This is a genomic window from Flavobacterium lindanitolerans, assembly GCF_002846575.1.
Classification (GTDB): Bacteria; Bacteroidota; Bacteroidia; order Flavobacteriales; family Flavobacteriaceae; genus Flavobacterium; species Flavobacterium lindanitolerans.
In genome coordinates this window covers 186245-206554 of the sequence record NZ_PJND01000009.1, presented here as the reverse complement: position 1 = coordinate 206554, position 20310 = coordinate 186245, and the positions used below count along the sequence as shown (strand labels likewise).

Sequence of the window (20310 nt, the reverse complement as noted above, 5' to 3'; positions counted from 1 at the left end):
GATTAAATTGAATTGATAGTTTGGTTCAGATTGTCCCAATAGGCTTTCATTTGTGCTATTGTAGCTTTTCCTTCTTTTGTAATTCTGTAATATTTTCTGGGAATGCCTGACGGCTGTTCTACCCAGTTGTGTTCTACCAGATTTTCATTCTTCAGCCTGATAAGCAAAGGATATAAAGTTCCCTCGGCAATATCAATGTCTGTTATTCTTTTAATCTCACTAATGAGGTCATATCCGTAATATTCTTTATCCTTATTAAGAATACTCAGCACAATAAAAGAAAGCGTTCCTTTCTTTAATTGTGATATCCATTTGTTTTTATATTCTTCGTTCATGAGGCAAATATAACAAAGTACATAGTATAACAATGTATTTATTTATATTTTTTTGACACTAAAAAGGTTGCTTCAAATTATCTATGACCACAGGGGAATTGGGGAATAGTGTGAAAAAAGTCTACAATTTGGGGTTGTTTACAAAATGTTAAATGTCCCTGATTATAGGCGCTTTTCCAAATGGCATGGCACTTGCTAACCGTGTTGTTGTGAGTTCTTTCTTATAATATTCTACGGTTTTCCACAAAAAGAAAATCTTACAAATAGAGAAGAAATCGCCATACACCACCATTAACTAAACTCAATTTTACGACAATGAAAAGCGAAACAATTACTTCAAAAGAATTTTATTCTTCAAAAAAAGAGGTCTGCCAAGAAGAGCAAAGCCTGACAAACTTTATCTTTCAGATAAACAGTCTTGTACTCGAAAAAATGCTCTTTTTTCGTTCTCCGAAAAAAATAAACCTCATGATATTGGCAGGCACGTTCCTGTTGATGATTATTGGAACTTATTTAGTATATGAGCTTCAACCGGAGTTTTATCAGTTTAATGTTGAAAGACTTAATTCTACTATAGGCTTTCCTTTCCTGGTTCTTGCAAGTGCCCTGTTGTTATTTAAGGCAGGTTTTATACTTTATAGTATTTACCTGTATTTTAGATACAAGCCTGTAAAATCGGTTACAGATGAATTATTGCCAACCTGTACGGTAATAGTTCCCGCTTATAACGAAGGTAAACTCGTATGGGATACTTTACTAAGTATAGCTGAAAGCGACTATCCACAGGAAAAACTGCAATTATTGGCAATTGATGATGGAAGCCAGGACGATACGTGGTATTGGATGCAACAGGCCAAAAAGCGTTTAGGAGACCGTTTGTCTATTTACCAACAGTCTGAAAATAAAGGAAAACGTCATGCGCTTTACCGTGGATTTAATATGGGGACAGGAGAAATATTTGTTACGATTGATAGTGATTCTATCGTTAAAACCGATACATTGAGAAATCTAGTGAGTCCTTTTGTGACCAATGAAAATTGCGGTGCAGTTGCAGGAAATGTGAGAGTGCTTAACAATGAAAAAGCCATACTTCCAAAAATGCTTAATGTAAGTTTTGTGATGAGCTTTGAATTTATCCGTTCGGCAGAAAGTAAGGTTGGTACGGTGTTATGTACACCGGGAGCCTTGGCGGCTTATAGAAGCTCAGCCGTATTTGCCTGTTTACCGGAATGGATTAACCAGACTTTTATGGGACAGGCTTCAGATATAGGTGAAGACCGCGCTATGACCAACATGATTCTAAAACAGGGCTATCATGTACTGTTCCAGAGAAATGCTTATGTGCTTACAAATGTTCCTGAAAAATATGAAGGCTTATCTAAAATGTTTATCAGATGGGGAAGAAGTAATGTGCGTGAAAACCTGATGATGTCGAAATTTGTTTTCAAGAATTTCAGAAAGGAATCGAAAGCAGGGGCAAGATTGATGTTCTTAAATCAGTTTCTGACTCTTGCTATGGCTTATCCATTCCTTTTATTCATGTTGTATTTTATATTAATACACCCGGTACTGTTTTTTAGTTCTACGCTTTTAGGGATATTGATATTTTCAAGCTTTCCGGTGTTCTTTTATGCAAAACGCCATAATTTTTCTGAATCGTTATGGGCGTATTCGTATAGCATTTTATATACGTTTGGATTGTTTTGGATTACACCATATGCTATAGCTACAGCAGGTAAAAGAGGCTGGCTTACGCGCTAATGTATTAAAAATTAAATTTTAACAGCTGCTTGAAAAAGTGGCTGTTTTTTTTAATAGTACAATCTAAAATCCAGCAACTTACATGCTGCATAATATTTTTCATGCAATAGTTCTACGATTTCAATTACATTATCTTCATCCTGACAGAAGCTAAAAAAGGCATTGTCTAACGGGTTACTGTTTGCTTTGCCGGAGCGTAAACCAAAACCGGAAACAGCTTTGGCTCCGCTAACATCTAAAAAATATTGCGCTTCTTCTTGGTCTAAATCCAAAGATTTGGTATTGGCAAAATGCAGAATTTTCCCTTTCATTTTTCCTTCAAATAGTTCAGCAATTTCTTCAAGGCTGTAGTAATAGTTATTCAGGCAAATAGTATTTCCTTCGCCGGGAACGACTAAATAGATAATTTCATAATTTTTGAAATTATGGTCTTCATACAACAAAGCATTCAGGCTTTCTTCTAATCCTTCTATCGTATCACAGGTTTTGTAAATACTGTCAATGTCTGTTTGAAGAGCCAGATTTTCTAAACTTTTAAAAGTTGCTGTCGTGCTTTCTGAATCGATATCCGGTACTGCTTCAAGACAGAAGATGAATTTGTCATTATCCATAAAATAGGTGTAGGATATAACAAAGATAGTTTTTTATTTGGCGATTATTTGTTCGTCTTTTTATTTGTTATATATAAATAAAGGTTAAATATCTCGAACGACTGCATGGTTTGTCGTTTTCAGATTCTTTTTATAATAAATGTCCAAAAGGATAAATATGGAAATTACCAGGTTACCTAATAAATAAAATATTATCGGGTCGTCTATTGGTAATATTTTTAGAGAAAGACAGACAAGCCAGACAATAAAAATATAAGTATTGAAAATGCCGGTAAAAAGATAAAAGAAATTGGTTCTTAATTTATTTTTTCGTTCTTTTTTGAAATATAAAATTCTCAGAAGAATTAATATAGCCCCAAAAATAAGACAAGAGAAAATACTATATATATAAAATATAAATAGTCCCAGACCATGAAATATCAAATCTTTATCAGTGAAATAGTCAAAAAAGCCATACAAAGTCCATATGTTTATCAAGATAAAAGAAAAGATAATGAACTTATAATGTTGTTTATTTTTAATGTTTTCCATTAGTTAGAGTTTTGTTGATGAACCTATCAAATTTATCCAAAGTTTTATAAATTTTTTAAATAATTCCTTCTCATAAACATTTTCTTATCTTTAAGCCTTAATTTATTTCTTTATTATGAAAAAAACATTCCTCTCGTTAGTTGTTTTGACTTCTCTTTATTCCTGTAATATGACAGTCAAGACCGATACGGTTGCAGAAGAGTTTTCAGATATTCATTTTGAAAACTATAAAGAACATTTTGTTGATGAGTTATGGAAACTCAATCCGGGCTGGGCTTCTAGCCAGGGTTATCACAAATACGATAGTGTATTGCTGATTCCTGACGATGCCTATGAGCAAAAACAGTTACAGTTTTCTGCCATTCAGCTGGATTCATTAAAAAAATATTCTTTAGAAAATCTGTCAGATAATAACAAGACCGATTACCATATGATTAAAAATCTTCTGGAATCTATTGTTTTTAATATCAAGGAAGTAAAATCAGACGAATGGGACCCTTCGGCCTATAACGTAAGTGGTTCTTTTGCAGAAATGCTGAATGGAAATTACGATTCGCTTGAAGCACGCCTGAAAAACATCAGTCTTAAAATGGATAATATTCCGGCCTATTATGAAGCGGCGAAGAAGAATATTAAGAATCCTACTCTTGAACATACGCAGTTGGCCATTGCCCAAAATCTGGGTGGTATTTCTGTTTTTGAAACCGACCTCAAGGCTGCTGTTGCGAAAAGCAAATTAGGCAAAGAAGAAAAAGAAGCCATTCTGGCAAAGGCAAAAACATCTGTAAAGGCCATTCAGGATTATGCTGCCTGGTTACAGAAGTTGGATAATAAAACACCTCGTTCTTTCCGACTTGGAAAAGAACTCTATGCAAAAAAGTTTGATTTTGACATTCAGTCCGGTTATAATGCGGAGCAGATATATCAAAAAGCGATAGAGCAGAAAAAAGAATTGCATGACAAAATGTTTGTTTTGGCCGACAAGCTATGGAGCAAATATTTAGGTAATGCGCCAAAACCTGCCGATAAGCTGGAACTTATCAAACAGGTAATCGACAAAATATCATTACAGCACACCACACCTGAAAAATTCCAATCTGAAATTGAGAAGCAGATTTCTGAACTGACAGCCTACGTCAAGGCCAAAGACCTTATTTATATTGACCCGTCCAAGCCTTTGGTTGTTCGAAAAGAGCCGGATTATATGGCGGGTGTAGCCGGAGCTTCAATCTCAGCACCTGGTCCTTATGACAAAAACGGCAATACTTATTATAATGTTGGAAGCCTTTCCGGTTGGTCTGCGGCTGATGCTGAAAGCTATCTAAGAGAATATAATGACTATATTTTACAGATATTGAATATTCATGAGGCTATTCCTGGGCATTATACTCAATTGGTTTACAGCAATCAATCGCCAAGCCTTATAAAGGCTATTTTAGGAAATGGAGCCATGATTGAAGGTTGGGCAGTTTATACGGAAAGGATGATGTTGGAAAGCGGCTATAAAAATTCAGACGAAATGTGGCTGATGTATTATAAGTGGAATCTGAGAACAATCTGCAATACTATTTTGGACAACAGCGTGCATACCCGAAATATGTCAAAAGAAGAAGGCATTCATCTGCTCACCAAGGAAGCATTCCAGCAGGATGCGGAAGCAGAAGGGAAATGGAAACGCGTAACATTGTCACAAGTACAACTTTGTTCTTATTTTACCGGCTATACAGAAATCTATGATTTTAGAGAACAATTGAAAAAACAGCAAGGCAAGAATTTTAACCTGAAACATTTTCATGAAAAATTCTTAAGCTATGGCAGCGCACCTGTCAAATACATCAAGGAATTGATGCAAAATGAAAAGTAAGCAGCGTTATCTGTCCCTTATGCTTTTGGTCATTCTTTTTTCGTGTCAAAAAAACAACCAAAAAATAGTAGGCATACAACCTTATGGAGCATTTCCTAAACAACAGGTTACGCTTATGGCAGAGGTAATTGACAGTTTTTATAATGTAAGAACTGTCATTCTTCCTCATAAGGAGATATACAAACAAGAAGCCTATGTAAATATAAAATCGCCTCGTTATAGAGCAGACAGTATTATCAGGATACAAAAGCGGAACTTGCCCGATTCTTTGGATTTTGTTGTTGGCCTGACAGTAAAAGATATTTCGACCACAAAGAGAGAAAGTAGTGGAGAAGTTATAAAACCTGCCTCAAAATATACAGATTGGGGTGTGATGGGGCTTGGATTTTGTCCCGGAAAAAGTTGTATTATTTCTACATTTAGGTTGCATCATAAAAATCCGAATGTCCGACTGGAGCGATTAAAAAAAATAACCATCCATGAACTCGGACATAATTTAGGGTTGCCGCATTGCAAAAATAAAAAATGCGTAATGACAGATGCTGTTGAAAGTATTGCTACTATTGACAATGAAAGTCTTTCTTTATGTGAGGATTGCAGGCAAGAAATAGGGTTTTAATATATTCTGCTTTGCGGCCCTGCGTCTTTGCGAGCAATTATTTCACGCAAAAACGCAAGGCCGCAAAGTTTTTTAATATAGACCTATTCGGGAAATCACCTTACTCAAAACTAACGCCTTGTTTTTTAAATTCTTCGTAAAGTACTATTCTTGCTTCACTAATGGCTGCTTCAGTTCTATAGATATTGCACCAGAACTGAATTTTTAGCTGGTATTTGGTATCAGAAATAAAGTTGTAAAAAAGCCGGGGCTCTTTTTCAGAATAAATTGTTGGAATCTCTTTGATAGAGCTAATAATTGTTGCTTTTATTTGTTCCTGAGAGATTTCTCCCTGTAATGTAAAACTCATGTCAACTAACTTGGAATTATTGGTATAGGTCCAATTGACGATATTTTGCGACAAAATGTTTCCATTAGGAACAATAACTTCGGCACCATTAGAAGTATCAATTTTAGTGGTTCTCAAACCTATGGTTTTTACTCTTCCGGATTGGGAGCCTACATCAATTACATCACCAATCTGGATGGGCTTGTCAAAAATCAGGATTACACCCGACACAAAATTGTTGACAATATTCTGCAATCCCAAACCAACTCCAACACCCAAGGCTCCTAAAACAATAGTAATCTTATCCAATGGAATTCCGGCGGCAGAAATGGCCAGCAGATAGCCTAAAATAAGGAGCAGAAGCCGTGTAATCAATAGCTTGGAGTGTTGTTTTTTGTTGATGGTTTCTTCGTCTTCATCGTCAATCTCACCGAAAAAGTAAGCCACATATTTCTGGATGATATGGGCAATCCAGACGATTAACAGGAATAACAATATATTACCTACCGTAAAAGAGAAATTACCTATTTTGTTTTGTGTGGTGAGCAGCGATGAGATGGAATCATAAAATATATTGGAAAGATTCAAATTGGAAGCAATGACAATTATCCACAAATAAACAATGAGAAGCATGAATGGTTTTTTGAGGTTTTTTTCAAGATTCCTGAAGTCAAAAATTTTCACAATACCCCTGCGGATGCGTATGGCATAAATTTGCAGCGTTATCATCTCCAATATAATTTTTAGGAATACGGAAAGGGCTATAACCTGTGTCAATGCAATAACAGCGGCCAGACTTAGCGTATGTGCTAAGGAAACACGTCCGAATACATTAAAAATCACGGCTAATATGTTCAATGTCAGAAACAAGATTTTGGCATATTTTAAAAGGCCTTTGATATACATTTCTTCCTGTATGGTTTTCAGATAAGCGAGTCCGAAGCGAATGCTGGCAAGATTGACCAGAATAAAAATACAACGCTGGATTCGGCTTACTTCAAAAAAAAGATCCATAAAGCTGAACATGACAAATAGGGCAACCAGTAAAAGCCAGTTTCGGAAAGCTTTTGAAGACCACACTTTTTTAAACAGTATAGTCAGCGCAATCAGGAGTATCAGGTGTGTAAATTCAATAAAAAGGGCAGGAGCATAGAGGTTGATGGCAATAGCTATATTAAGTATTAACACAATAACCGGTAGTATGGCTCCCTGATTCAGATAGCGGAATTGGAAAATTTCCAGCGATTCCATTTGATGTACTCTTTTTAAATATTTCAGGTTAAAACTAATCCACCATAACAATAGTCCACCTAATACCAGTAACATAAAAGTACTGCCAAAGCTATAACCGAAATAATAGGAAAATGCTTTTTGTTCGGCATTGAATTTTTCCTGGAAATAGGTTTTCATTTGCTGTTTATCGTCACTAGTACTGTCCCACAAATGAGGATGCTCATTACCCAGAAGCGAAACCCCGGATTTGTTCAGTCGTTCGTTAACAAGGATAAGGTCTTTTGAAACCAACATTCTTTTTTCGACGATGCCTTTTTTCCAGTTGTTAAGCGAATCAATATTGGCTCTTAAAAGACTATCTGTTGTAACCCATTTATTTTTTAATTCTTTGAGCTGTGGACGAAATTCTTTGATAAGAAGGCTGTCCCTGATAAGTTTTCTAAAAACAGTGTCATTTATAATGGCCTTATTTCCTTTTCGTATTTTGACAATCCTTTCGTCACTTTCGTTTAGCCTGGTCCAATAGTTTTCAAATTTTTGCTGCAGTTCTAAAAGGATTTTGCCATACATCTGCTGATTGCGGACATTACCGTTGTTTTTTGCTCCAAGATTTGAATCAATAAGTTTTAAGGCTTTTTCTGTCTGTTGCATTTCTCCAAGAAGAAATAAAACTCCGGCATCCAGAGCACCCTTACTTTTGGCATTGTCAAGCATTTCGCCAGCTCTTTCAATAGAAACAAGATAGTCGCTGGCGGCCAATTCATCTTCAGCAAACACAGAAGGTTTGTTTTTACTGTCGGTTGGTTGGTTTGTTGCTGTTTTTTCTTTTTCCTGTGCTGTAGCCATTCCTGTCATAAGGAATAAAACAAACAGGAGGAGTAGGGTGGGGTTGTGTGGAAATGATTTAAACAAAGTTTTATTTCTCATGCTAAATACGAAACTAATGATTGATTTTTGTTTGTATAGAATGGATTCGCTTATTCTAAAATCTCCCGGATTTGTTCCTCTAAATCGGCAAGGTTTTCAAATTTTTTAAATTCGGGTTCTTTCCCCAATGATTCCAGTTCGGCAGTGATTTCCAACAACAATTCTAAAGCGTCTGATTCGTTGCCTTGCTTGTTTTCGTCAAAATCAGTGCCTGCCAGAAGTCCTTCGTTATACATCCCAACACACCATTCTTCAATAAATTCAGATAGTTTTATTTCAGCAGGTCTGTATTGTTTCCATTTGTCTTTAGCACAGGCAAGCGCTTTGTTTCGGTCAGACCAAAAACACATCACGGGCATAGGTTTTCCATTTTCATTCTCATAGTTTGTAGAGTCGAGTGTAGCAAACCCTACATTATTTTCAAGTCCGAATACGATTTCTGTCTGGCAGATATTTTTGATGAAATCTTCGTGGCGCTGTTGCAGCTCTAGTACATCCTGAATCATGGTGTGATATTTAGTAGGTGTAAATGTAGCAATTTTACAGGATTCTAAAACCTGTTGTCTCCGTCTAAAAGATTCCCGATACCACCTAAAATGCTTCCTTCGTCTCTGCTTTTTCCGCCTCCCTGAGGTGCGGCAGCCCAGACTCTTCCTGCAAGTCTGCTAAATGGAAGTGATTGAATGTAGACAATTCCCGGTCCTGTTAGTGTGGCATAAAATAAACCTTCGCCACCAAAAATAGTATTCTTGATACCGCCAACGAACTGAATATCATAATCAACATTTTGGGTAAATCCAACAATACAGCCGGTATCAACTTTAAGCGTTTCGCCCTGAGCCAGTTCTTTTCGGGCTAATGTTCCTCCGGCATGTACAAATGCCATTCCATCACCTTCCAGTTTCTGCATGATAAAACCTTCACCACCAAAGAGTCCGCGTCCGAGTTTTCGTGAAAACTCAATACCAACGGTAACGCCTTTAGCCGCGCAAAGGAAAGCATCTTTCTGGCAGATAAAACGCCCGCCGTATTCTGTCAGGTCAATAGGTACGATTTTTCCGGGATAAGGAGAGGCAAAACTTACCTTGCGTTTTGCATGATATTGATTGAGAAATACTGTCATAAAAAGGCTTTCTCCTGTAAGAAGTCTTTTTCCGGCAGAAAATAGTTTGCCCATAACGCCCTGGTTTTGGTTAGAACCATCACCAAAAATAGTGTCCATTGCAATGCCATTATCCATCATCATAAAGCTTCCTGCTTCGGCAACTACGGCTTCCTGTGGATCCAGTTCGATTTCCACATATTGCATTTCTTCGCCATAAATCTGATAGTCAATTTCGTGTGATGTCATTTTGTATAGTTTTTTGATTTGATTATTTAATTGGTAGGATTTGCCGTAAAAATGTTACAATTGATTCGTCAAAATTAAAGGTATAAAAAAAGGAGCAAATCAACTTGCTCCTTTTTAATTGTAACCAAAAATTATTTAATACTGATGGCAAAACCACCGCCCGGGGCTATTGGCTGCTTCAGTTTGGTCTTTGAGTTTACCTTAACGGTTCGTATGCTATAGCTTTGCGGATTTTTGTCATAGCTGGCATCTTTTCCGTCGGCATAGATAATAGCCGTAAATGTTTTTCCTTTTGGAAGGTAGTCGAAAGTAACCAAGGCTGTTCTTGGATTTTCATCCGAAATACCGCCTACAAACCATTCATTTTTCCCTTTTGCCTTACGTGCAATTGTAATATAATCGCCAGGTTCGGCTTCCAGAATGTAGGTGTCATCCCAGTCTACAGCCACATCCTTGATGAACTGGAAAGCATCAAGGAATTTGTTATAGGTTTCAGGAAGGTCGGCAGCCATTTGTAAAGGACTGTACATCGTAACATACAATGCCAGTTGTTTTGCCAAAGTTGTATGTACAAAAGAATTGTTTTCCGGATTATAAGCACTGATTTTAGTTTGGAAAATGCCCGGTGTATAATCCATAGGTCCGCCCATTAATCGTGTAAATGGCAGGATAGTAGTATGGTCAGGATTATTTCCTCCAAATGATTCGTATTCGGTTCCTCTTGCAGATTCATTACCGATTAAGTTTGGATAAGTTCGGCTTAATCCGGTTGGTCGTACTGCTTCGTGGGCATTTACCATAATTTTATACTCCGCTGCTTTTTTGATGGCATACAGGTAGTGGTCAATCATGGTTTGGCTGTAATGGAATTCTCCTCTTGGGATAATGTCACCTACATAGCCGCTTTTAACAGAGTTATAGCCATTATCAACCATAAACTGGTAGGCTTTGTCCATATGACGTTCATAATTTGTGACAGAGCCAGATGTTTCATGGTGCATCATCATTTTGACACCTTTTGATGCGGCATAACGGTGAAGTTCCTTTACGTCAAAATCAGGATAAGGCGTCACGAAATCAAAAACATAATCTTTGGATTTTCCAAACCAGTCTTCCCAGCCTTCGTTCCAGCCTTCCACAAGCACGGCATCAAAACCATGCTTGGAAGCAAAATCAATATATTCTTTTACATGGGCTGTGTTGGCAGCATGCTTCCCGTTAGGTTTGGTTTTGGAATAATCGGTTACACCTAATTGTACACTTTCCAAATCAGTATAGGCCCAGGAACTTTTTCCTGTAATCATTTCCCACCAAACGCCTACATATTTAACGGGTTTTATCCAGGAAACATCCTTATATTTTGTAGGTTCGTTCAGGTTAAGGATTAATTTTGATGCCAGTATGTCGGCTGCTTTGTCACTTACCACAATAGTTCTCCATGGCGATTGTGTTGGTGCCTGAAGATAACCTTTGTCCCCAATAGCATCGGGTGTCAGCCACGATTCCAATATCATATTGCTGTCGTCAAGATTAAGCGACATACAGGAGTAATCAACTAATGCTGCTTCGTGGATATTGATATACAATCCGTCCTTGCTTTTCATCATCAATGGCGTTTGCAATCCGGTAGGGGAGAAAGTCGTTTGTGAAGCATTTGGTGTTACAGCTGCCTTCATCTTTCCCCTCACTTCGGAAAGATTTGAAGTTACCGTGCTGTATTCCTGCGTATCATAATCGCCCGGAAGCCAAAAAGCTTTATGGTCTCCGGCCAGAGCAAACTGTGTTTTCTCTTCTTTGATAACAAAATGGTTTAGGTTTTTCTGTTCCGGAAATTCATATCGGAATCCGAGTCCGTCATTGAACAGACGAAAGCGAATTTTGATAAAGCGTCCGTTTGCAGCTTTCTGGCTCAATGTAACCAAAAGCTCATTATAGTGGTTACGGATGTTTTTTTGTTCCCCAAGAACCGGACTCCATGTTTCATCAAAAGTTTTCTTTTCCGTTTTGTCAATCTGGAAACCATCCAGAAATGAAGTGCCGTTTTTCAGTTCAAGACCTAATTTGCTGGTCTTGATAACTGCTTTTTTCTTGTAAGTCAGTTCATAAGTAGGTTCTCCTTTAGAGGAAAGGCCAAATTTTAATTCAAGATTTTGGTCGGGCGACGTAATCTGTTGGGCATTTATGACACAACATGCCATAAGGAGAAAGGCAGACAGTAGTCTTTTCATAAGATTTTAGTTTGTTAATAATAGTAAATTCTCAAGTCTCTAAAAGCGTTCTTCAAAACTTCCTCACTAAGTATATGATAAATCGAGAGCCTATAGGATAGTATGTTCCTGCCAAAAATACTATAATTTCAAATAAATTGGGCCGTAATAGTGCTGAGTAGCTTATTTTTATCAATCTTGTTCTAAAAGCCGTAAAAAAATGGGCAAAAAGCATTTTTCTAAAATTGTTTTAACAAATACTTAGTGAAGAACTCAAAATAAATCTATAATTTTGAACTTACTTTTTCTGTAGAAATGAGAAAACTGTATTTTATGCTGCTTATTATATTCGGAATCTTCATGATGCCCGAGTCTTCGTACGCCTGCAACAAATCTTCTCAGAAAAAAAACTGCAGTAAGGAAATAACTGCTCACAAAAAACAGAAAGAGAACTGTTGTGATAAGAACAGCACTTCTCATAATTGTAAAGGAAAGTGTAAACATGCTTCCTGTATATGTCCGGTTTCCTGTGTAAATGCAGCTGCTTTTTTTATACTTCCGGAATTTAACAGCAATTTATTTGCCTTAACAGAAAAAAGATTGGGATTTTACCATACTGAAGCAGGCTTTGCTTCGGGTTTTCATTCCATCTGGCAACCTCCCAAAATAGGCTAATATCCTTTTGTGGCAGCCATAAGTCTGTCTAATCGAGAACAATAAGCTTAGTAGTATATCTAAAAAATTAATCTAATGGAATCATTATCTAAAATAATGGCAACATTTGCCATGGTATTTGTATTTACTGCCTGTGAGGCACAAATCAAAAACGAGAAAAAAGAAAACGTAAAAATCTATGGTAATTGTAATATGTGCAAAAGCACTATTGAAAAAGCCGGAAATGTCAATAAAATAGCCAAAGTCGAATGGAATAAAGATACCAAGATGGCTGTTATTGCCTATGACCAGAAGGCTACCAATCTGGATGCTGTTTTAAAACGCATTGCCCTGGCAGGATATGACAGTGACTCATTCCGAGCTCCCGATGATGTTTATGCAAAACTTCCGGAATGCTGTCAATATGAACGTGCCATAAAGACGAGTGCTAAAACAGAAATAGCACATACCGGGCATTCAGGACATGATATGAAGGCAACTGAACAGAAGAACCAGAGTCAGCTGAAAGCTGTTTTTGATAATTATTTTGATGTTAAGGATGCTTTGGTAAAAACGGATGGGAAATTAGCTTCTGAAAAAGCCAAAGGTTTGGTTAAAGCCGTAACTGCAGTAAAGATGAATGAGTTGAATACTGAGGAGCATAATGTCTGGATGAAAGTTCTGAATAACCTGAAAGAGGATGCAGAGCATATTGTAGAAACTACGGATGCAAAACACCAGAGAGACCACTTTATTACCTTGTCAAAAAGCGTGTATGAATTGCTTAAGGTTTCAAAATATGAGGTCCCGGTTTATTATCAATTTTGTCCTATGGCGAATGATGGCAAAGGTGCCAATTGGCTAAGCAAGGAAAACGCAGTTAAGAATCCTTATTATGGTTCGCAGATGCTGACTTGTGGCAAGACAGTTGAAACGATAAAGTAAAAAGTGAAATAATGGATATAAAGAACTATAATCCAGCCAAATTGCTACTGCTGTTAGTTATGCTGACAGCAGGCAGTTTGCATGCACAAAAAGTAGTCCGTTATGACCTTTATGTAAAAGATACTCTGGTAAATTACGCAGGTAAAGAAAAAAGAGCAATTGCTGTCAACGGACAGATTCCGATGCCAACACTTACGTTTACTGAAGGCGATATAGCTGAAATTGTAGTACATAATCAATTAAAAGAAAGTACATCACTGCATTGGCATGGCGTGTTTTTGCCAAACAAAGAAGATGGAGTTCCTTATCTTACGCAGGAGCCTATAGCTCCCGGTGCTGTATATACTTATCGTTTTCCAATCATTCAGAATGGTACGCACTGGTATCATTCGCATTCCGGTTTGCAGGAACAGATTGGAATGTATGGTAATTTTGTGATGAAAAAACGGGAAGACGATAAAACGTTTCGGAAAGGAATAGACGACCTGCCAACGGTTCCTATAATTTTAAGTGAATGGACCAATCTCAATCCGGATAATATTGACAGGATGCTTCATAATGCCAATGATTGGGCTGCGATAAAAAAAGGAGCAACACAATCGTATGTTGAAGCCATAAGAGAAGGCCATTTCAAAACCAAGCTTAAAAACGAATGGAAACGCATGCTCGCCATGGATGTAAGCGACGTTTATTATGATAAGATATTAATCAATGGAGCCAATTCTACCAATTTAAAAAGTTTTGATGGCAAAAAACTAAAAGCAGGCGATAAGGTAAGACTTCGCATTTCAAACGGCGGCGCCTCATCCTATTTCTGGCTTCGCTATGCGGGAGGTAAGATGACTGTAGTGGCCAGTGACGGTAATGATGTTGAACCAATAGAAGTGGATAGATTGATAATTGCAGTATCAGAAACGTATGACGTGGTGGTTACCATACCGGAGGAAGGACTTTCTTATGAGTTTTTAGCCACTACAGAAGACAGGACGCAGTCGGCAAGCTATTTTATTGGGAATGGCGTCAAACAGCTTATTTCTCCGCTTCCCCGGTTAAAATATTTTGAGGGAATGAAGATGATGAACGATATGATGAAAATGAACGGCGATTTGGATGATATGGGAATGAACATGAGCCTGAATCAGATGGATATGAATGTAGTGATGTATCCGGAAATTACAGGTGATGCCAAACAAAAGGATGCCAAACAAAAAACCGACCACAGTCAGCATGGAATGAACATGGATAATGACCCGAATCGTTATAATGCGAATGCTTTAGCGGATATCGTGACTCTGAATTATGCTATGCTGAAATCGCCTTACAATACGGTTCTGCCAAAAGAAGCCCCGGTAAAGGAATTAAAATTTACCCTTACCGGAAATATGAACCGTTATGTGTGGAGCATGGACAATAAAATTCTTTCGGAAACCGACAAGATTCCAGTTAAAAAGGGAGAAGTATTGCGCATCACTATCTACAATAATTCCATGATGCGCCACCCAATGCACCTGCATGGCTTTGATTTCAGAATAATTAATGGAAAAGGAGAAAACGCACCGCTTAAGAATGTAATGGATATTATGCCGATGGAAACCAATACTATTGAATTTTTAGCCAATGAAGAAGGTGATTGGTTTTTTCACTGCCATATTTTGTACCATATGATGGCTGGGATGAATCGTGTTTTTGCTGTTGGCGATTATGAAAATCCGTATCTTCCAGATAAGGCAAAAGCCTATAAGATGCTGCAAAGAGAAAGTAATATGCCGCATTTTATGGCCCAGAATGATTTTGCAACAAATGGTAATGATGGGGAAGCTATGCTTCAGAACGCGAGATGGTCATTAGGAACGGAGTGGCGATTGGGTTACAACGATATGCATGGGTATGAGGTAGAAACCCATTTGGGCCGCTTTATCGGAAAAATGCAATGGTTTATGCCTTTTATCGGTTTTGACTGGCGTTACAGAAGAATGGGTGAGGATGAACACGAAAAGAACATATTCGGACAAAAAAACAAGAAAGATAGCCGAAGTGCGGTGAGTTTAGGGTTTGTATACACACTGCCAATGCTCGTGAACTTTCAGGCAGAAGTTTATCATGATGGGATTGCCCGATTGCAGTTAATGCGGGAAGATATTCCTATTTCCAAAAGATTGCGTGCCGGTTTTATGGCCAATACTGATTTGGAATATATGGTCGACCTGCGATATGTACTCAATAAAAATATGGGTATCCGTACACATTATGACAGTGATATGGGCTTTGGAGTAGGCTTTGTACTTAATTATTAATAAACCCAAAATAAAAGGCCTCCAAAATTTTGGAGGCCTTTTTTCTTTATTACTTATTTTTTCTTAAGCACAAATACTTCTTCAATCTTTTTGCGGTCTTTTTCACTAAGTTTTGCTGTTTTTTTCAGCTTATCAGTGAATTCTGCTACTTCTTCAACTGTGGCCGGACAGCCTAAGTTTTCGCCTTTGGCATTAAAAGAATCAGCTAACAGTTTGCCATTAGCATCATAAATCTGCCAGAAAGGAATACCGCTATTGTCTGCTTTGGATTTCTTCAGGATATCATCGGCACCCGGGTTTTCAAGATGTTTTTTGTCTTTGGATTCCTGCACTACCAAAAACGTAGTTACATAGTTTTTGTCAAAAAATGGCTTGACGGTTTCGGCTTCCATATTGTTTTCCATCTTCTTGCACCATTTGCACCAGGAAGCATGATACATTACAAAAACATTTTTCTTTTCTTTTTTTGCCTGGGTAAAAGCTTTTTCAAGGATTTTATCGGCGCTTTCCTGTGCAGATGATTGAGTTATTGCACCAATAAAAAGCAAACAGAGTAACAGTGATTTTAGTTTCATTGGGTTGAATTGTTTTTAAGAGTTAGCGAAAGTTTATACATAACAAACTTAACGATTCGCTTGCATATTTCCATGTGTGATAATAGTAAATAATTTCTAAATAAATTAGCTGAACAAAAAGTTAAAAACCTTCGGGAGATGTTAAGGATGTCTAACTTTGTGTTTATACAAATCTGAAATAAAAAGATACCGAAAATGGAACAATTACAAGGAAGAAAAGCATTAATAACCGGAGGAAGCCGCGGATTAGGAAAAGCTACGGCTTTAGCTCTTGCAGCCGAAGGTGTTGACATTGCTATTACAGGTAGAAATGAAGAAGCTTTGCTGGAAACTATAGCAGAATTGCAGGCTTATGGTGTAAAGGCAATCTATTCTGTTTTTGATGTAGCCGATTTTGAAGCTGCCAAAAAAGGAATCGCCTATATCCATGAAGCATTTGGTGCTATTGATATACTTATCAATAATGCAGGAACAGCTTCTTTTGGAAGTTTTTTGGAAATGGAACCGGAAAGATGGCAGGAAATCCTAAACGTCAATGTTATGGGTATCTATAATGTGACACATCAGGTACTTCCGGGAATGATTGCCAGAAATACGGGTGATATTATTAATGTTTCTTCTACGGCCGGGCTTCGAGGTAATGCTAATACAACCGCCTACACGGCATCAAAATTTGCTGTTGCCGGATTTTCGGAAGCATTGATGATGGAAGTAAGAAAGCACAATATCAGGGTTTCAGCCTTAATGCCGAGTACGATTGCGTCTGAAATGTCACTTTCATTGAATCTTACAGATGGTAATCCTGAAAGGGTACTGCAACCGGAAGATTTTGCTGAATTGGTTGTTGCCCAATTAAAACTGAATAGGAGAGCGTTGCTCAAGTCTGCTTCGCTTTGGTCTACAAATCCTTAAAATAAAATCCCCTCAATTGAGGGGATTTGTTATTTCTATAAATAGCCTAACAGCCAATAGAGTATAAAAAATAAAATGATGGTTCCAAGGCATCCGCCTCCAAGTTTCTTCGCTCCCCATCCTGCGAGTAGTGTTTTGAAGAATCCGTTCATAGCTTTTGATTTTTATGGTTTACTTAAAGTTAGCTATTTCTTTTCGGGTTCGGTTCAATTTTAAGACAGAATTATTAATATTTTCCGCTAAGTAATTCACCACCAATTGGCACTTTTGTGTCCAATCCCAGCTTTTTCATCATTTCATAAGTTGTACAGATGGCGGCTGTTGTAACTGGAATTCCTATTTCTTTTTCAATCAGGTCTACAGCTTCCAGGGACGGCATTTGTACGCAGGCAGAAGCGACAAGTACATCAACATCTTTTAGGTTGAGTCGTTTGTAGATATCTAAAAGATTCATAGGATTTTGTGCCGCCACTTCTAAATTGTCAGGTATTTCCAAAGCTATAGAATCAACAACTTCAAATCCCTGATGCTCGATATAATCTACAACCAACTGCGTTAGCGGTTTCATGTAAGGTGTAATGACGGCTACTTTTTTCGCTCCCAAAACTTTCAATCCGTTGATTAATGCACCGGCACTGGTCACGATTGGAGTAGGGAAGCCGTTCTTTACGGTTTCTTCATGCAGATTTGTCTCAGAAACGCAGTGATAGCCACGTCCCATACTCATAATGGCAACAAGGCAAGCATAACCCATCACGTCTACTTGAGCATCAGAAAGTTCCTGAGCACATTTCAAACTCATTGCGTCCATAGCTTCCAATTCTTCTTTGGTTACTTTTTTCATCCGCATCCTGCTGGAATGGAAAGTGAATCTTTCCGGTGCAATAGTTTCTCTGGAACGGAAGAGGGCCGGTATCTCGGTTTCCATCGTTGTATTGGATGAAGGAACTATCTGGCCTATTTTATATTTTTTCATTGTAAGTGAAGTCTAAAGTTATTAAGTCTAAGGTCTAAAGTCTGAAATCTGAAGTCTGAAATCTAATTATTAATTTTCTTAATCGTATTCACTAACGTTCCAATTCCTTCAACGGTAGCTTCAACGATATCTCCGTCCCACATCCATTCTTGCGGGTCTCTTCCGGCGCCTACACCTGCAGGTGTTCCCGTCGCAATGATATCGCCTGCTTCGAGTGTGAAAACAGTACTTAGGTCTTCAATAAGGTCAGGAATTCTGAAAAGCATGTATTTTGTGTTTGAATTTTGCTTTTCAACACCGTTAACTGTCAGCGATAAATTAAGGTTGTGTGGGTCTTCGATTTCATCTTTGGTAACCAGAACAGGTCCCATTGGTGCGAAAGTATCCTGTCCTTTTGAAACAATCCATTGTCCTGCACGACGGCAATCCCTGGCGCTGATATCATTGATAACAGTGTAGCCAAAAACATAATCCATAGCATTTTCTTTAGCAATGTATTTTCCTTTTTTGCTGATTATTACTGCCAATTCAACTTCCCAATCCAGTTGTTGCGTCAGTTTTGTGTTGTGAAGGATAGCTTCATCGTTACCAATCACTGCAGTTGGTGGTTTTGAGAAGATAACCGGCTGTTGCGGTAAATCTTTTGACGTATCTAGTGTTCTGGCTGATTCTGCTACATGTTCCGTATAATTCAGTCCAATACCGATAATATTTTTTCTTGGTTTAGTAATTGGAGCCAAAAGCTTTATTTCGTTTAAAGGAAGCGAAGCTGCTGCGATGGCACTTTCTGAAGAGGTTTTCAGGATTTCAGCAATTCTGCTAACTTCTTCCAATCCAAGGTCAATCAGTTCCAACATGGTTCTTGGAAATTCTTCATTGTGTTTGTGTGCAAACGCTTCCAGGTCAAGAACTGTGTCATTGTTGAAAATTCCAAGCTTTGGTTCTGAATTTTTATGCGTGAAAGTAACTAATTTCATTTTTTCGTTATAAGTATGGTTTTTATGGTTGTATTTACTTTTCTCTTTTTTGACTTTTAGCTATTAACTATCTGGAATCCTCCGTTTTCTTCATAGGCTCTTTCCTGATATAGCCCTAAAGATTCAATAACCGGAAGGTCGTTAAAAGAGAACAGGCAGGCGTCTTCTGTTTCTGAAAGATTTACGTGTTCATGTACGGCCCACGAAGGAACACAAAAAATATCTCTTTCTTTCCAGTCATAACGTTTTCCGTTAATGACAGAATAACCTTTGCCCTTGGCACATTGATAAACAAATGAACCGGTGTGTTGGTGTGCTTTTGTATGTTCACCAGCTCTTAGTAATTGCATGGATGCTCCCATGGTCTGCATGACATGGCCTCCGGTAACAGGATTGGAATAATGCATCAATATGCCATCATAAGGTGAGCCCTCATTTACCTGAGCAGCTTCTAATAAGGAAGGATAAACATTCTTCCAGGAATATTTGAATAGAGGAGAATAGGGTTTATCCCATACCTTGTCAGCGGGTAATAATCCTGAACCTCCATAAGTTAGAGGTGAAAAATTAACCGGATACTTTAATTCCTGTTTTCCATCATAAACAGCATAGTCATTAGCTTCCAGCGCATTTACCAAAGGAATATCCAGACCGTCCTGCCAGATACAGGTTTTTCCGCCTTCTGCAACACCATGTTCATGCCATGTGCTGTTGGGTGTAATTACAAAATCATTGACTTCAAATGTAATCTTATTGCCATCAACCACCGTATAGCCACCTTCACCTTCCATAATAAAACGTAGGGCAGAAGCTTTATGACGATGTGCCGATGTGCTTTCTCCCGGACGGGTAACCTGTATTCCGGTATACAACCAGCCAACGGCAGCGCTTACATCCTTTCGCTTGTCATTTACAAGATAAACCACACGACGCCCGGCTTGTTCCGGAGTCACCAATTCTGATGATTTAAGTGCCAGTTCTCTTAGGTTTTCATATTTCCAGAGCATAGGAACAGAGGAAGTACGCGGCTCCCAAGGTTCAATATCATTAGCTACGGTCCATAAGGCGCCGGCTCCCAGGGTTTCTAATTCTTTATAATAGGCCTCAAGTTCGGGAGTATCCTTAACCCGGGCTCTTCCAATTACGTCGTCGTTGAATTTTGATTCCATATTTGTTTATTTTTCGTCTTCTTTATCCAACCCTGCCAGGG

General features: G+C 38.0%; 16 protein-coding genes. 6 read left to right on the top strand and 10 right to left on the bottom strand.

Features of this window, described 5'->3' with window-relative positions; genetic code table 11:
* Positions 1-2: 2 nt before the first annotated feature.
* Complete coding sequence (locus tag B0G92_RS13555) at positions 3-335, bottom strand: PadR family transcriptional regulator (protein WP_101472619.1); 333 nt, start codon at positions 333-335, stop codon at positions 3-5.
* 315 nt (positions 336-650) lie between these two features.
* Here B0G92_RS13555 and B0G92_RS13550 point away from each other — a divergent pair, with 315 nt between their 5' ends.
* Positions 651-2096 (top strand): glycosyltransferase family 2 protein, encoded by a 1446-nt coding sequence (locus tag B0G92_RS13550; RefSeq protein ID WP_101472618.1) that lies wholly within the window; start codon positions 651-653, stop codon positions 2094-2096.
* A 50-nt stretch (positions 2097-2146) separates the two neighbouring features.
* Here B0G92_RS13550 and B0G92_RS13545 read toward each other — a convergent pair whose 3' ends face one another.
* Positions 2147-2707 carry a DUF6642 family protein gene (locus B0G92_RS13545; RefSeq protein WP_101472617.1) on the bottom strand — a complete coding sequence of 187 codons (561 nt, stop codon included), beginning with the start codon at positions 2705-2707 and terminating at the stop codon, positions 2147-2149.
* Positions 2708-3353: 646 nt separating this feature from the next.
* Here B0G92_RS13545 and B0G92_RS13535 point away from each other — a divergent pair.
* Complete coding sequence (locus tag B0G92_RS13535) at positions 3354-5102, top strand: DUF885 domain-containing protein (RefSeq protein ID WP_101472615.1); 1749 nt, start codon at positions 3354-3356, stop codon at positions 5100-5102.
* Complete coding sequence (locus B0G92_RS13530) at positions 5092-5721, top strand: matrixin family metalloprotease (protein ID WP_101472614.1); 630 nt, start codon at positions 5092-5094, stop codon at positions 5719-5721. Before B0G92_RS13535 ends, B0G92_RS13530 begins: the two co-directional genes overlap by 11 nt.
* A gap of 100 nt (positions 5722-5821) precedes the next feature.
* Here the strand turns inward: B0G92_RS13530 and B0G92_RS13525 are convergent, their stop codons facing one another.
* The 4 genes from B0G92_RS13525 to B0G92_RS13510 form a co-directional block, all read right to left on the bottom strand.
* The gene (locus B0G92_RS13525; RefSeq protein ID WP_101472613.1) at positions 5822-8209 is read right to left on the bottom strand and encodes a mechanosensitive ion channel family protein; all 2388 of its coding nucleotides are present in this window, start codon (positions 8207-8209) and stop codon (positions 5822-5824) included.
* A gap of 50 nt (positions 8210-8259) precedes the next feature.
* Positions 8260-8715 (bottom strand): DUF2750 domain-containing protein, encoded by a 456-nt coding sequence (locus B0G92_RS13520; RefSeq protein WP_056073454.1) that lies wholly within the window; start codon positions 8713-8715, stop codon positions 8260-8262.
* Between the two features lie 44 nt (positions 8716-8759).
* Positions 8760-9560 carry a TIGR00266 family protein gene (locus B0G92_RS13515; protein WP_056073456.1) on the bottom strand — a complete coding sequence of 267 codons (801 nt, stop codon included), beginning with the start codon at positions 9558-9560 and terminating at the stop codon, positions 8760-8762.
* A 131-nt stretch (positions 9561-9691) separates the two neighbouring features.
* The gene (locus tag B0G92_RS13510; RefSeq protein ID WP_101472612.1) at positions 9692-11788 is read right to left on the bottom strand and encodes a glycoside hydrolase family 97 protein; all 2097 of its coding nucleotides are present in this window, start codon (positions 11786-11788) and stop codon (positions 9692-9694) included.
* Between the two features lie 729 nt (positions 11789-12517).
* On the opposite strand from B0G92_RS13510, the gene B0G92_RS13500 reads away from it, so the two are divergent.
* Both B0G92_RS13500 and B0G92_RS13495 read left to right on the top strand, forming a co-directional pair.
* Entirely contained in the window at positions 12518-13366 is an 849-nt protein-coding gene (locus B0G92_RS13500; RefSeq protein WP_101472610.1) for a DUF3347 domain-containing protein, read from the top strand.
* 11 nt (positions 13367-13377) lie between these two features.
* On the top strand, positions 13378-15660 hold the full coding sequence (locus B0G92_RS13495; protein ID WP_101472609.1) for a multicopper oxidase family protein: 2283 nt from the start codon (positions 13378-13380) through the stop codon (positions 15658-15660).
* Positions 15661-15713: 53 nt separating this feature from the next.
* Here the strand turns inward: B0G92_RS13495 and B0G92_RS13490 are convergent, their stop codons facing one another.
* Positions 15714-16235, bottom strand: coding sequence for a thioredoxin family protein (locus tag B0G92_RS13490; protein WP_101472608.1), 522 nt, complete (start codon positions 16233-16235; stop codon positions 15714-15716).
* 195 nt (positions 16236-16430) lie between these two features.
* Here B0G92_RS13490 and B0G92_RS13485 point away from each other — a divergent pair, with 195 nt between their 5' ends.
* Positions 16431-17147 (top strand): 3-ketoacyl-ACP reductase, encoded by a 717-nt coding sequence (locus B0G92_RS13485; RefSeq protein WP_056073469.1) that lies wholly within the window; start codon positions 16431-16433, stop codon positions 17145-17147.
* 226 nt (positions 17148-17373) lie between these two features.
* Here B0G92_RS13485 and B0G92_RS13480 read toward each other — a convergent pair whose 3' ends face one another.
* The 3 genes from B0G92_RS13480 to B0G92_RS13470 form a co-directional block, all read right to left on the bottom strand.
* Entirely contained in the window at positions 17374-18123 is a 750-nt protein-coding gene (locus B0G92_RS13480; RefSeq protein ID WP_056073471.1) for a maleate cis-trans isomerase family protein, read from the bottom strand.
* A 62-nt stretch (positions 18124-18185) separates the two neighbouring features.
* Positions 18186-19100, bottom strand: a complete 915-nt coding sequence (locus B0G92_RS13475; protein WP_101472607.1) for a fumarylacetoacetate hydrolase family protein — start codon at positions 19098-19100, stop codon at positions 18186-18188.
* 56 nt (positions 19101-19156) lie between these two features.
* Positions 19157-20269, bottom strand: coding sequence for a cupin domain-containing protein (locus tag B0G92_RS13470; protein WP_101472606.1), 1113 nt, complete (start codon positions 20267-20269; stop codon positions 19157-19159).
* Between the last annotated feature and the right edge of the window lie 41 nt (positions 20270-20310).

Excerpts from the sequence above, each read along its gene's own strand:
- B0G92_RS13555 (WP_101472619.1), bottom strand. The coding sequence starts at position 335 with ATGAACGAAGAATATAAAAACAAATGGATATCACAATTAAAGAAAGGA.
- B0G92_RS13550 (WP_101472618.1), top strand. The coding sequence starts at position 651 with ATGAAAAGCGAAACAATTACTTCAAAAGAATTTTATTCTTCAAAAAAA.
- B0G92_RS13545 (WP_101472617.1), bottom strand. The coding sequence starts at position 2,707 with ATGGATAATGACAAATTCATCTTCTGTCTTGAAGCAGTACCGGATATC.
- B0G92_RS13535 (WP_101472615.1), top strand. The coding sequence starts at position 3,354 with ATGAAAAAAACATTCCTCTCGTTAGTTGTTTTGACTTCTCTTTATTCC.
- B0G92_RS13530 (WP_101472614.1), top strand. The coding sequence starts at position 5,092 with ATGAAAAGTAAGCAGCGTTATCTGTCCCTTATGCTTTTGGTCATTCTT.
- B0G92_RS13525 (WP_101472613.1), bottom strand. The coding sequence starts at position 8,209 with ATGAGAAATAAAACTTTGTTTAAATCATTTCCACACAACCCCACCCTA.
- B0G92_RS13520 (WP_056073454.1), bottom strand. The coding sequence starts at position 8,715 with ATGATTCAGGATGTACTAGAGCTGCAACAGCGCCACGAAGATTTCATC.
- B0G92_RS13515 (WP_056073456.1), bottom strand. The coding sequence starts at position 9,560 with ATGACATCACACGAAATTGACTATCAGATTTATGGCGAAGAAATGCAA.
- B0G92_RS13510 (WP_101472612.1), bottom strand. The coding sequence starts at position 11,788 with ATGAAAAGACTACTGTCTGCCTTTCTCCTTATGGCATGTTGTGTCATA.
- B0G92_RS13500 (WP_101472610.1), top strand. The coding sequence starts at position 12,518 with ATGGAATCATTATCTAAAATAATGGCAACATTTGCCATGGTATTTGTA.
- B0G92_RS13495 (WP_101472609.1), top strand. The coding sequence starts at position 13,378 with ATGGATATAAAGAACTATAATCCAGCCAAATTGCTACTGCTGTTAGTT.
- B0G92_RS13490 (WP_101472608.1), bottom strand. The coding sequence starts at position 16,235 with ATGAAACTAAAATCACTGTTACTCTGTTTGCTTTTTATTGGTGCAATA.
- B0G92_RS13485 (WP_056073469.1), top strand. The coding sequence starts at position 16,431 with ATGGAACAATTACAAGGAAGAAAAGCATTAATAACCGGAGGAAGCCGC.
- B0G92_RS13480 (WP_056073471.1), bottom strand. The coding sequence starts at position 18,123 with ATGAAAAAATATAAAATAGGCCAGATAGTTCCTTCATCCAATACAACG.
- B0G92_RS13475 (WP_101472607.1), bottom strand. The coding sequence starts at position 19,100 with ATGAAATTAGTTACTTTCACGCATAAAAATTCAGAACCAAAGCTTGGA.
- B0G92_RS13470 (WP_101472606.1), bottom strand. The coding sequence starts at position 20,269 with ATGGAATCAAAATTCAACGACGACGTAATTGGAAGAGCCCGGGTTAAG.